General features: G+C 68.5%; 12 protein-coding genes. 4 read left to right on the forward strand and 8 right to left on the reverse strand.

The annotated features are described in order from the left end of the window. Positions 1-87: 87 nt before the first annotated feature. The 5 genes from ABD693_RS09535 to ABD693_RS09555 all read right to left on the reverse strand — a co-directional run bounded on the left by ABD693_RS09535 (position 88) and on the right by ABD693_RS09555 (position 4937). The gene (locus tag ABD693_RS09535; protein ID WP_344696829.1) at positions 88-348 is read right to left on the reverse strand and encodes an ATP synthase F1 subunit epsilon; all 261 of its coding nucleotides are present in this window, start codon (positions 346-348) and stop codon (positions 88-90) included. Further along, positions 349-1827 carry a F0F1 ATP synthase subunit beta gene (gene atpD / locus ABD693_RS09540; RefSeq protein ID WP_344696830.1) on the reverse strand — a complete coding sequence of 493 codons (1479 nt, stop codon included), beginning with the start codon at positions 1825-1827 and terminating at the stop codon, positions 349-351. It lies immediately after the preceding gene. A 28-nt stretch (positions 1828-1855) separates the two neighbouring features. Further along, the gene (locus ABD693_RS09545) at positions 1856-2740 is read right to left on the reverse strand and encodes a F0F1 ATP synthase subunit gamma (protein WP_344696831.1); all 885 of its coding nucleotides are present in this window, start codon (positions 2738-2740) and stop codon (positions 1856-1858) included. A gap of 102 nt (positions 2741-2842) precedes the next feature. Further along, on the reverse strand, positions 2843-4372 hold the full coding sequence (atpA, locus tag ABD693_RS09550) for a F0F1 ATP synthase subunit alpha (protein ID WP_344696832.1): 1530 nt from the start codon (positions 4370-4372) through the stop codon (positions 2843-2845). Positions 4373-4382: 10 nt separating this feature from the next. Beyond that, positions 4383-4937: a F0F1 ATP synthase subunit delta gene (locus tag ABD693_RS09555; RefSeq protein WP_344696833.1), complete on the reverse strand. Its 555-nt coding sequence runs from the start codon at positions 4935-4937 to the stop codon at positions 4383-4385. Between the two features lie 130 nt (positions 4938-5067). On the opposite strand from ABD693_RS09555, the gene ABD693_RS09560 reads away from it, so the two are divergent. Next, a complete protein-coding gene (locus ABD693_RS09560; RefSeq protein WP_344696834.1) occupies positions 5068-6618 on the forward strand; it encodes a winged helix-turn-helix domain-containing protein in 1551 nt (516 codons plus the stop codon). A 129-nt stretch (positions 6619-6747) separates the two neighbouring features. Further along, positions 6748-7056, forward strand: a complete 309-nt coding sequence (locus ABD693_RS09565; protein ID WP_344696835.1) for a UrcA family protein — start codon at positions 6748-6750, stop codon at positions 7054-7056. Here the strand turns inward: ABD693_RS09565 and ABD693_RS09570 are convergent. Further along, positions 7053-7514, reverse strand: coding sequence for a GNAT family N-acetyltransferase (locus ABD693_RS09570; RefSeq protein ID WP_344696836.1), 462 nt, complete (start codon positions 7512-7514; stop codon positions 7053-7055). The genes ABD693_RS09565 and ABD693_RS09570 overlap by 4 nt on opposite strands. A 155-nt stretch (positions 7515-7669) precedes the next feature. On the opposite strand from ABD693_RS09570, the gene ABD693_RS09575 reads away from it, so the two are divergent. Further along, the gene (locus ABD693_RS09575; RefSeq protein WP_344696837.1) at positions 7670-8725 is read left to right on the forward strand and encodes a bifunctional transcriptional activator/DNA repair enzyme AdaA; all 1056 of its coding nucleotides are present in this window, start codon (positions 7670-7672) and stop codon (positions 8723-8725) included. Here ABD693_RS09575 and ABD693_RS09580 read toward each other — a convergent pair. Beyond that, entirely contained in the window at positions 8722-10278 is a 1557-nt protein-coding gene (locus ABD693_RS09580) for a cryptochrome/photolyase family protein (RefSeq protein WP_344696838.1), read from the reverse strand. The genes ABD693_RS09575 and ABD693_RS09580 overlap by 4 nt on opposite strands. A gap of 197 nt (positions 10279-10475) precedes the next feature. Here ABD693_RS09580 and ABD693_RS09585 point away from each other — a divergent pair, with 197 nt between their 5' ends. Further along, positions 10476-10886, forward strand: a complete 411-nt coding sequence (locus ABD693_RS09585) for a CAP domain-containing protein (RefSeq protein ID WP_344696839.1) — start codon at positions 10476-10478, stop codon at positions 10884-10886. 18 nt (positions 10887-10904) lie between these two features. Here ABD693_RS09585 and ABD693_RS09590 read toward each other — a convergent pair whose 3' ends face one another. Next, a complete protein-coding gene (locus tag ABD693_RS09590) occupies positions 10905-12452 on the reverse strand; it encodes a tetratricopeptide repeat protein (protein ID WP_344696840.1) in 1548 nt (515 codons plus the stop codon). Positions 12453-12454 lie beyond the last annotated feature (2 nt).

Raw genomic sequence — 12454 nt, forward strand, 5'->3', positions numbered from 1 at the left:
GAAGTTTCAAGTCAATGCGGTAGGCGGGCGATGTGGCGCTTCCATGTCACAACTGGACCCGAAACGAAGCGCCGTGCCTGATCGAGATTAGGCCTCGGCGCTTTCGGCCAGCACCGTCAGGCCGGCATCGCCGACCTCGGCGAACCCGCCCGAAACGCGGATCTGCTCGGGCGTGCCGCCCGCGGTGCGATAGACGCTAAGCGCGCCGTCGCGGAGCGTGGTCATGAAGGGCGCGTGACCCTCCATGACCCCGAACTCGCCTTCGACGCCCGGGACGACGACCATGTGGACGTCGTCCGACATGACCTGCTTCTCGGGCGTGACGAGGGTGAAGTGCAGGCCGGCCATTTAGGCGTCCGCCGCCATCTTCTCGGCCTTGGCAACGGCTTCCTCGATCCCGCCGACCATGTAGAAGGCGGCTTCCGGCAGGTGGTCATATTCGCCGTTCACCACCGCCTTGAACGAGCGGACGGTGTCCTCGACCTGGACGAACTTGCCCGGGATGCCGGTGAACACTTCGGCGACGTGGAACGGCTGGCTGAGGAAGCGCTGGATCTTGCGGGCGCGGCTGACGGTGAGCTTATCCTCTTCCGACAGCTCGTCCATGCCGAGAATGGCGATGATGTCCTGCAGGCTCTTGTACTTCTGCAGCACTTCCTGGACGGCGCGGGCGGTCTCGTAATGCTCCTGGCCGACGACGGCCGGGGTCAGCACGCGGCTGACCGAGTCGAGCGGGTCGACCGCCGGGTAGATGCCGAGCTCCGAGATGGCGCGCGACAGCGTGGTGGTGGCGTCCAAGTGGGCGAACGAGGTGGCCGGGGCCGGATCGGTAAGATCGTCCGCGGGGACGTAGATCGCCTGCACCGAGGTGATCGAGCCCTTGTTGGTCGAGGTGATGCGCTCCTGCAGCGCGCCCATGTCGGTCGACAGGGTCGGCTGGTAGCCCACGGCCGAAGGAATACGGCCGAGCAGCGCCGACACTTCCGAACCCGCCTGGGTGAAGCGGAAGATGTTGTCGACGAAGAACAGCACGTCCTGGCCTTCGACGTCGCGGAAATATTCGGCCTGGGTGAGACCCGAGAGGGCGACGCGGGCGCGGGCTCCCGGCGGCTCGTTCATCTGGCCGAACACGAGCGCGACCTTCGAGCCCTCGCTCACCGGGTTGCCCTCGGCGTCGCTGGCGATGACGCCGGCCTCGAGGAACTCGTGATAGAGGTCGTTACCCTCGCGGGTGCGCTCGCCGACGCCGGCGAACACCGAGACGCCGCCGTGGCCCTTGGCGATGTTGTTGATCAGCTCCTGGATGAGCACGGTCTTGCCGACGCCCGCGCCGCCGAACAGGCCGATCTTGCCGCCCTTGGCGTAGGGGGCGAGGAGGTCGATGACCTTGATGCCGGTGACGAGGATCGCCGCTTCGGTCGACTGGTCGACGAACAGCGGAGCCTCGGCGTGGATCGGGGCGGTGAGGTCGCTGCCGATCGGGCCGCGCTCGTCGATCGGCTCGCCGATGACGTTCATGATGCGGCCGAGGGTCTTGGGACCGACGGGGACGCGGATCTGCGAGCCGGTCGCGTTGACGACCTGGCCGCGGGTCAGGCCCTCGGTCGCGTCCATCGCGATGGTGCGGACGATGTTCTCGCCGAGGTGCTGGGCGACCTCGAGGACGAGGCGGTTGCCGTTGTTGTCGGTCTCGAGCGCCGACAGGATCGCCGGAAGCTCGCCTTCGAACGCGACGTCGACGACGGCGCCGATCACCTGCGCGACGCGGCCGGTGAGGTTGGACGTGGTGCCCTGCGGGGCGCTGATGGTGTCGGCGGCGGTGGCCATGGCTGTCTTCCTTGCCTTGTCGTGTTCGTTAGAGCGCTTCGGCGCCGGAGATGATCTCGACCAGTTCGGTCGTGATCGCCGCCTGGCGCTGGCGGTTGTAGATGATGCCGAGCTTCTTGATCATGTCGCCGGCGTTGCGCGTGGCATTGTCCATCGCGGTCATCTGGCTGCCGTAGAAACCGGCCTGATTCTCGAGCATCGCGCGGTAGATCTGGATCGCGACGTTGCGCGGCAGGAGCGCGGCGAGGATGTCCTCCTCGTCGGGCTCATATTCGACCGCGGCGAGCGAGGTCGTGGCGGTGTCGTTGGCGGCCTGCGGCTTGACCGGGATGATCTGGTCGACCGTCGGCTCCTGCGAGAGGACCGACTTGAAGTTCGAGTAAGCGAGGTGCGCGACGTCGAACTCGCCCGCTTCGAAGCGGCGGGTGATCTCAGCGGCGATCGCCTGCGCGTCGGCGTAGGTCGGCGCCTTCATCTCGCCCGTGTCATACTGGCCCGCGATGCGCTCGGCACCGAAGAAGCGGGTGATGACCGGACGGCTCTTGCGGCCGACGATGTAGAAACGGACGTCCTTGCCCTGGGCGATCAGCGCATCGGCCTCGCGGCGGACGGCGCGGACGATGTTGGTGTTGAACGCGCCGGCAAGGCCGCGGTCGGACGAGGCGACCACGATCAGGTGGCGCTGGTCGCTGCCGGTGCCGGCGATCAGCTTCGGCGACTGCGGGCCGACGGTGATCCGGCTCGCAAGGCTCGCGACGACCTCGGACAGGCGCTGCGAATAGGGGCGCCCGTTCTCGGCATTGGTCTGCGCGCGGCGCAGCTTGGCCGCGGCGACCATCTTCATCGCCTTGGTGATCTTCTGCGTCGACTTCACCGAGCCGATGCGGATCTTGAGGGCCTTGAGACTTGCCATTCCGTCCTATCCGTCATCCCGGACCCGATCCGGGATCCATCTTCCTTTGTTCCACTTGCCGCGAGGGCAGGTGGACCCCGGGCCAGGCCCGGGGTGACGCCCTTAGGCGAACTGCTTGCCGAACTCGGCCAGCGCGTCCTTGAGCGAGGCCGCGGTCTGGTCGTCGAGCGCCTTGGTGTCGCGGATCTTGGCCAGGATCTCCGGCTTGTCCGACCGCATGTAGCTCAGCAGTGCGGCCTCGTAGCGGGTCACGTCCGAGGTCGGCACGTTGTCGATGAAGCCCTGGGTACCGGCGTAGATCGACACGACCTGCTCTTCGACCGGCATCGGCTGGTACTGCGGCTGCTTCAGCAGCTCGGTCAGGCGCGCACCGCGGGCCAGCAGCTTCTGGGTCGAGGCGTCGAGGTCCGAACCGAACTGCGCGAACGCCGCCATCTCGCGATACTGGGCGAGCTCAAGCTTGATCGAGCCGGCGACCTTCTTCATCGCCTTGGTCTGCGCGGCCGAGCCGACGCGGCTGACCGAGAGGCCGACGTTGATGGCCGGACGGATGCCCTGGTAGAACAGGTCGGTCTCGAGGAAGATCTGGCCGTCGGTGATCGAGATGACGTTGGTCGGAATGTAGGCCGACACGTCGCCCGCCTGGGTTTCGATGACCGGAAGCGCGGTCAGTGATCCGCCGCCATTGGCGTCGTTCATCTTGGCGGCGCGCTCGAGCAGCCGGCTGTGGAGATAGAAGACGTCACCCGGATAGGCTTCGCGGCCCGGCGGACGGCGCAGCAGGAGCGACATCTGGCGGTAGGCGACGGCCTGCTTCGAGAGGTCGTCATAGACGATCACGGCGTGCATGCCGTTGTCGCGGAAATATTCGCCCATCGCGCAGCCGGTGTAGGGCGCGAGGAACTGCAGCGGGGCCGGCTCCGAAGCGGTCGCGGCGACGACGATGGAATATTCCATCGCGCCATTCTCTTCGAGCGCGCGGACGATCTGCGCGACGGTCGAACGCTTCTGACCGACCGCGACGTAGATGCAGTAGAGCTTCTGCGATTCGTCGTCGCCGGCGTTGGCGGCCTTCTGGTTGATGAAGGTGTCGAGCGCGATCGCGGTCTTGCCGGTCTGGCGGTCGCCGATGATCAGCTCGCGCTGGCCGCGACCGACGGGGACGAGCGCGTCGAGCGCCTTCAAACCGGTCTGCACCGGCTCGTTGACCGACTTGCGCGGGATGATGCCCGGCGCCTTCACTTCGACGCGGCTGCGCTTCTCGGCGACGATCGGGCCCTTGCCGTCGATCGGGTTGCCGAGCGCGTCGACGACGCGGCCCAGCAGGCCCTTGCCGACGGGGACGTCGACGATGGTGCCGGTGCGCTTGGCGGTCGAACCTTCGCGGATCTCCGAGTCCGACCCGAAGATCACGACACCAACGTTGTCGGCCTCGAGGTTGAGGGCCATGCCCTTGGTGCCGTTGTCGAACTCGACCATCTCGCCGGCCTGGACGTTGTCCAGCCCGTGGATGCGGGCGATGCCGTCGCCGACCGACAGCACCTGACCGACCTCGGAGACTTCCGCGTCGGCGGCGAAGTTCGCGATCTGGTCGCGGATGACGCGGGAAATTTCAGCGGCGCGGATGTCCATGGTTCAGCCTTTAGCCTTTCATCGCCGTGGCGAGGGAGTTGAGTTTGGTGCGAATCGAGGCGTCGATCATCTGGCTTCCAAGCCGGACGACGAGGCCTCCGAGGATGGTGGGATCGACCCGGGCATCGATCCGGATGTCGCGGCCGACGCGGGTCCCGAGCTGCGCCTTCAGGGCCGCGATCTGGTCGTCGTCGAGCGGACGGGCGCTGATCACCTCGGCAGTGGTTTCGCCGCGATGCTCGGCCGCCAGCTGCTCGAACAGGCGAATCACCTCGCCGAGCTGGCGAAGGCGACCGTTCTTGGCGAGCACGCCGAGGAAGTTGATGGTGACCGGATCGAGGTTCATCGAACCCGCGGTCGCGGCCAGCGCCTTGCCGGCCTCGGCGCGGGTCACCATCGGCGAGCTGACCAGCGCCCGAAGGTCGGCCGATTCGCCCATCGCCTGCTTGAGGCCCGCGAGGCTGGTCGACACTGCGTCGATCTTGCGCTCGTCGCGGGCAAGATCGAACAGCGCAGACGCATAACGTCCCGCTAAGCTGGCCCGAATGCCGCCGGAAGTCTCCACGCGCCCAAAGCTCCGTCAAAGATATGCAAAGCGGGGCGAAAAGCGACCTTTCGAGCGCTCGCCCCTGCCGAGTTGGCGCGCCACTAGCAGGGGGTCGGAAGCGATGCAAGAACAGGCTATAGGCAAAGCCATGGATGCGGTCATCCGAGCCCTCCCGCCGATCGTGCTGGCCCATCAGCCCGCTTTCGGGATCGGCGCGCTCGAGGTGCGGCCCGAGACCTGCGAACTGGTCGCCGCCGAGGGCGTCGTGGTGACCGAGCCGCGGGTGATGCAGGTGCTGGTCGCGCTGCACGAGGCCGACGGACATGTCGTCAGCCGCGACGATCTCCTCGCGCGCTGCTGGTCGGGGCGGATCGTCGGCGAGGATGCCATCCACCGCGTCATCAGCCGCCTCCGCCACGATGCCGAGAAGGTGGGCGGGCACTTCCGGATCGAGACGGTGACCAGGGTCGGCTACCGGATGGTGCCACATGGCGAGCCATCGGCCCTGGCTTCGGCTCGCCCAGCGCAGGTGGCCCCGCCGATTAGCCGGCGCACGCTGTTCGCCGGGGCAGGGGCGCTGGCGCTCGTCGCCGCGAGCGGGGTCGCTTGGCGCGGATGGCGGGGCGATTCGCTGCCGCCCGCCGCGGCCGCCAAGCTCAGCGAAGGCTATGAATTGTGGCGGCTTGGCAATGTCGAGAGCTTCGCGGCCGCCGAAGTGGCGTTTCGCGAGGCGGCGGCGATCGCCCCCGATCATGCCGAGCCCTGGGGTCTCCTCGCGGTGGCCTATGCGCAGCACGCCCGAACCGGCGCGCCGGGAGAATATGCCGAGGTGGTCCGCCAGGCCCGGGCCGCGACGGCGCGGGCGCTTTCCATCGATCCCGACAACGCCGATGCGCTGGCCGCGGGGATCGCGCTCGATTTCGCCCGGCCCGACCATCCGCTCGCCGACATCGACCGCCGCCTGACCGCCGCGCTCGGGCGCCATCCGGCGTCGCCGTCGCTGCTCCGGATCGCGACCTTCTTCCTCGACCAGGTCGGACGCGGGCAGGCCGCGCTGGCCAGTTTCAAGCGCTTGCAGGCGGCGGACCCCGGGCTCGATTCGATCAACGGCGCGGCGCTCGCCTACGACCTGTTCAAGGCGGGGCGGGTGGTCGAGGCCGATGCGATGATCGACGAGGTCCGCGAGCGCTGGCCGAAGAACGTCCCGGCCTATTTCACGCAGTTGAAGATCCTGATGTTCACCCGGCGCTTCGACCGGGCGCTGGCGATGCTCGACGACCAGGACTTGCGCCCGGTCGGCGTACCCGACTGGAATTTCGCGCTCGTCCGGAGCCAGATCCTCGGGCTGTCGAGCCCCGCCGATCATCGCGAGCGGGCGATCGCCGAGACGATCGCCGCCGCGCCCAAGGGCACGGGCTTTGCCGAGAATGGCGCCCTGTTCCTTGCCGCCGTGGGCCGGGTCGACCAGGCCTTCGACCTCGCCGAGGCGCTGCTCGCGGGCAAGGGCTTCGCGGTCAGCAGCCAGCGTTTCACGAGCGAGCAGGGCCATTTCGACAATCGCCGTCGCCGTACCGCTTTCCTGTTCGAGCCGGCCACCCGGCCGTTGCGCAGCCATCCCCGCTTTGCCGGCCTGACCGCCGCCACCGGGCTCGACGCCTACTGGCGCGCGACCGGGCAGCGGCCCGACTATCGGGCCTGATCGGGCTTTCATCAGGTTTATATCGGGCGCAGATCGGTTCCTCGTCCTCGCCGGTCTGGCGGCGCAGGCGCAGAAATCTCCCATCGCCGCCGGGTCTTCCGGCCTGCGATCGCCAACGGGAGACACCGCATGCTCAAGCTCGTCGCCATCGCCGCTCTCACCACCGCCAGCGCCTCGGTCGCCGTCGCCAGCCCGGCACCACAGGATGCCAACGAGATCGTGATCACCGTCACCGCGCAGGACTTGAGCAGTGCCGGGCACAAGCAATTGATGCGCCGCATCGGCTTGGCCGCCGAGGAGCTGTGCGGATCCTATGCGGCGCGCGAGACGGCGCAGCACGACGAGGTCAGCCTGTGCCGCGACCAGGTCTTCAGGAGCGCCGACCAGCAGATTGCGAGCCTCGGCAGCGCCACGAGGATCCGGCTCGCCGCGCGCTAGAGCCCGAGCGTCATGAAGCGGGTGAAGGGGCTTTCGGGATAGTCGCCGAAGGGCCCGCACTCGCGAAAGCCCGCGCGGTCGTAGAGGGCGTTGGCGGCGTCGAACTCGGGCGAGCGGCCGGTCTCGAGCCGGAGGGTTTTATAGCCGCGCGACCGGGCTTCGCCGACTATGGTTTTGAGAAGGACGCGGGCGGCGCCCTGGCGGACGGCCTCGGGCGCCGTGCGCATCGACTTGACCTCGCCCTCGTCGTTTCCGAGCGCCTTCAAGGCCCCGACCCCGAGCAACATGCCGTCGCGCCGGGCTGCGTAGAAGGTGATGCTCGGGTGGGCGAGGGCGGCGCCGGGGAGGACGTGGCAGGCGTCGGCGGGGGACTGCGCCTGCATCGCCGCGACGTGGAGCGCGAGAAGGGCCGCGACGTCGGGCCGGCCAAGCTCGCCGGTGTGGATGCTGATGCTCACGGCGCGCTTTCTATCGCGGTGGGTTCGGGGCGGCGAGGTGAAGCTTTGACCGCAAGCTTCGGGACGCGCGGACGGCGGGGGGCTGGCAGAAGCAGGGCATGACCCACGCCCGCGACCTTGCCCGACCCCGATGTGACGCCCTAACTTCAGCGGCGGTGGAACGCGCTTCGAACAATCAGCCCGTCGATGCGGCGGAGGCGTGGGCGGCGTTCGAGGCGCGCGACCGGCGGCACGACGGCCGGTTCGTCGTGGGCGTGCTTTCCACCGGCATCTATTGCCGCCCGTCCTGCCCGGCGCGGCACCCGAAGCGCGAGAATGTCCGCTTCTTTGCCGATGGCGCGGGTGCGCGGGACGCGGGGCTGCGGGCCTGCAAGCGCTGCCTGCCCGACCATGTCGCGCCCGACGAGGCGGCGGTCGGCGCTGCCCGGGTGATGATCGAGGAAGCGGGCGGGCCGCTCCCGCTCGCCCTGCTCGGGAAACGCACCGGCTATTCGCCGAGCCACCTCCAGCGAATCTTCACCCGGACACTCGGCCTGTCGCCGGCCGCCTTCGGGCGGGCGCTGCGGCTGGAGCGGGCAAAGGTAAGCCTCGGGGCCGGGGCCAGCGTGACCGAAGCAATCTACGCGGCCGGCTATTCGGCGCCGAGCCGCTTCTACGCCGAGGCCGGCGCGCTCGGCGTGCGTCCCGCCGCGATCCGCCGCAAGGGAGAAGGCATGATCATCCGTTATGCAAAGGCCGCCACCCGCTTCGGAGCCTTGCTCGTCGCCGCGACCGAGCGCGGCCTGTGCCACATCGGCTTCGATTCGTCCCCCGAGCGACTCCAGGCGGACTATCCGCGGGCCGAGCTGGTCGAGGATCCAGACGCGCCGCTGATCACCGCCGCCCTCGCCGCGATCGAGGATCCGGCGCTGGCCGAGCGGTTACCCGTCGATGTGCCCGGCACCGCTTTCCAGCAGCGGGTGTGGGCCGAGCTGCGCAAGATCCCGCCCGGCGAGACGCGTTCCTATCTCGACATCGCCCGCGCGCTCGGCGACCCGAAGGCGACGCGGGCGGTCGGCGGGGCCAACGGCAAGAATCCGGTCGCGATCATCGTGCCGTGCCACCGGGTCATCGCGGCCAACGGCACGCTCGGCGGCTATGCGGGCGGGCTCGAGCGCAAGAAGGCGCTGCTCGAGGCCGAGCGCGCGGTCGCGCCGGGCGCGCTGCTCTAGACCTCGCGCGCCCAGCCGGGGGCCGCGGGCTCGAGCGAATCGAGGAAGCGCTTGGCCTGTGCGCGGACCTCGGCCTTGGTGTCCTCGCCGAACCGGTCCCAGGTCGCATAGGGCTGCCACATGCGGCGGTTGCCGCGCAGCTTCCTGTCGTTGCGGTCGATGAAGTCCCAGTAGAGCGCGTTAAACGGGCAGGCATCCTCGCCGACGCGTTTCTTCACGTCGTAGGCGCAGCCTTTGCAGTAGTTGCTCATCCGGTTGATGTAGGCGCCCGAGCCCGCATAGGGCTTGGTCCCCAGCCGCCCGCCGTCGGCGAACTGGCTCATGCCGAGCACGTTGGGATGCTCGACCCATTCGTAGGCGTCGGCGTAGACCACGAGGTACCAGTCGGCGACCTGGGCCGGGTCGATCCCGGCGAGCATGGCGAAATTGCCCAGCACCATCAGCCGCTGGATGTGGTGGGCATAGGCATTGTCGCGGGTGTTGCGGACGGAATCGGCGCAGCAGGCCATCTTCGTCTCGCCGGTCCAGTAGAATTCGGGCAGCGGCCTTGTGTTGGCGAAGAAGTTCGCCCGGTCGAGCTCGGGCATCTCGAGCCAGTACATGCCGCGCACATATTCGCGCCAGCCGATCATCTGGCGGATGAAGCCCTCGGCGGCATTGAGCGGGACGGTGCCGCGCCGGAACGCCGCTTCGACCGCCTCGCATACCTCGATCGCGGTCAGCAGCCCGATGTTGAGGCTGGTCGAGAGGCGCGAATGATAGAGGAAGTCGGCGCCCTCGAGCATCGCGTCCTGGTAGGTGCCGAAGCGTGGCAGTCGTTCCTCGACGAAATCGGCGAGGAGCGCCTGCGCCTCGGCCCGCGTGACCGGCAGCGCGAAGCGGTCGAGCGTCCCGAAATGATGGCCGAAACGGTCCTCGACCAGCGCGATGACCTCGCTGGTGATGGCGTCGGGCGGAAAGCGCGTCGGTTCGCGCATCGGCCGCCCTTTGGGCGGGGCGGCGCGATTTTCCTTGTCATAGTTCCACTGCCCGCCCGTCGGATTGCCGTCGGCTTCCATCAGCAGGCCGGTGCGCTTGCGCTGGAGGCGATAGAAATTCTCCATCACCAGTTCGCGGCGGGCGGCGGCCCAGGCGAAGAAGTCGGGGAGGGGGCAGATGAAGCGGTCGTCGCCGAGGATCTCGACCGGCAGGCCGAGCCTGTCCTGCCAAGAGGCAATCGCCTGCTGGACGCGATATTCTCCGGCCTCGACGATCCGGATGGCGCTGGCGCGGTGGCGCGCGACCGCGCCTTCGACCTCACCGCTGAAGCTGCCGCTGTTGTCGGGGGCGCCAAGCGCCACATAATCGACCGTCCAGCCGTCGGCGCGAAGCTCGTCGGCGAAGTGGCGCATCGCCGAGAAGATGAGGACGATCTTCGCCTTGTGGTGGCGGACGTAGGTGGCTTCCTCGAGGACCTCCATCATCAGCACCACCGTGTCGGCCTTGTCGCAGCCGCGAAGCGAGGCGAGATCGTGGGTGAGCTGGTCACCGAGGACGGGAACGAGGATCGTCATGGGTCGCAGTTAATAACGCCGCTCGAGCGCGAAAGACCGGCCAAAGCCCATCGCCTCGGCGTTAACGGCCGTAAACGGGAGTAGCGGGGAGGGACGGACTGGCAAAATAGGGCCAGATGCTTCGCCGTTTTCTCCCGCTACTCGCCCTCGTCGCTTCGCCCGCCGCTGCCCAATCCTGGGAACGCGAGGCGCTTGCCATGCAAAATCGCGAGCGGGCGGCCTGGCGCGTGCCGCCGATGGCGTGGGACCTCGGGCTCGCCGCCAGCGCCGACCGCTGGGCGGCCGAGCTCGCCCGGACCAATCGCTGGGGCCATTCGCCGCGCAGCTGGCGGCCGGGGCAGGGCGAGAACCTCTGGATGGGGAGCCGCGGGGCCTATCCGCTGGCGGCGATGGTCGGGTCGTGGATCGACGAGCGGCGGTGGTTCCGGCCGGGGATCTTCCCCAACGTCACCACCACCCGCAACTGGGCCGATGTCGGCCATTACACGCAGATCATTTCGAGCCGCTCGCAGCGGGTCGGCTGCGCGATGCGTTCGAACCGCAGCTGGACCTATTTCGTCTGCCGCTACTCGCCCCCGGGGAACGTCGACGGACGGCCGATCCCCTGAGGCATCGGCCGCCAGGGCCTAGCCCTTGGCGGCGGCCTTCTTCTCGGCCTTGGCACGTTCCTCGTCCATCATCGCCAGCGCGCCCTTGCTGTCGCCCGACTTGATCTTGGCGAGGACGCTGGTGAGCACGGTCTGCTGCGCGATCGGCAGGTGGGGATCGTTGACCATCACGCCGAACAGCGCCCCGGCCTCCTCGGGCCGGTCGCTCACCAGCAGCTGGCGGACGGTGTCGAGGCGCAGGGCCCGGTCCTGCGGGGCCAGCGCCAGCGCGTAGATCAGGCCGTCGACGGCGCTCTTGGGCGGGGTTTCACCCGCCTTCCCGAAGGTCTGGTAGTAGAGCCACAGGGGCTCGGCATTTTCGGTGTCGGCGCGGTTGGCGCGGATGAGGAGGCGGCGGATCTCGGCCCAGTCGGCCTTCGACTTGTCGGCCTTGGCCTGCGCCATCATCGCCCGCGCCTTGTAGGTCATCGCCTGGACATTTGCGGGATCGATCGCGAGCGCCTTGTCGGTCGCGGCGATCGCGGCGGCGTAGTTCTTGGCGTCATACTCGCTCTCGGCCAGGACGCCGTAGACGAAGGGCGAGGGCGCGACGCTGGCAGCCGCGCGGCGCGCGTCATTGGCGATGTCGAGCGCGCCCTTCTCGTCGACGCCCCGCTCGGAGCGGATGCGCAGGTTCATCACCGCGGAGTCGCCGGGGCTCAGCGGGCGAATCGTCACCGCCGGCTGGGGCCCGGGCGACACGGTCATGCCGCGGAACTTGCCGACCGCATATTTGTCGAGGTCCTTGTCGAGCACCTTGAGGTCGCCGAACGCCGCCTTTGCCGCCTCGACCGGCTTCTCGCCGCGCTCGAGCCCGCGCAGATATTTGTCGAGCTGGCCCGTGCGGCTCTTGTCGAAGGCCATCATGTGGGTGAGCACCCAGCCCTTGCCGTAGACCGACTCGCGTTCCTCGGCATTGGAGGCGGGCTTGCTCGACAGCAGTTGCTCGACGTTGAAACCGATGTCCTGCCGGACGCCATAGGCCCGGGTCTGCGGCGGGGCGCCGATCTTCGCCGCGCCGGTGCGATCGATTTCGGTGGTGCCGAAGAATTCCGCCATGCCTTCGACCAGCCACGGCGAGATTCCGCTCTTCCAGTCGCTCAGCATCAGGTGGTGCATATATTCGTGCTGGAAGACATGCTCGGGGGTGATCCGGGTGGGATCGCGCTCGCTGTCGGTGCCCTTGCTCGCGAAGAAGGCGACCGAGCCCGACGCGCGCGGGATGTAGAAGCCGAGGACGCCGCTGCCGACCTGGCCGTAGAGGCGCTGGACCGCGGCGACGTTGGGCAGGACGTAGATGGTGACCTTGCCACCGTCGGTCAGCGCGGGATCGTCCATCTTGCGCATGAAGCGGACGATCGCGTCGAAGCGCTCGAGCCGCTCGGCATAGGCCTTGAGGTCGTCGGGGCGCTGTTCGGAGTAGATGATGAAATGCTTGGTCCGTGCCTCGCTCCAGCCGGCGACGGCGGGGGCGGCGGCTCCGCCCAGCATGAGCAGACCCAGGAACGCACGGCGCAGGCTCTTCATTT

The organism is Sphingomonas rosea (assembly GCF_039538065.1).
GTDB classification, from domain to species: Bacteria; Pseudomonadota; Alphaproteobacteria; order Sphingomonadales; family Sphingomonadaceae; genus Sphingomicrobium; species Sphingomicrobium rosea.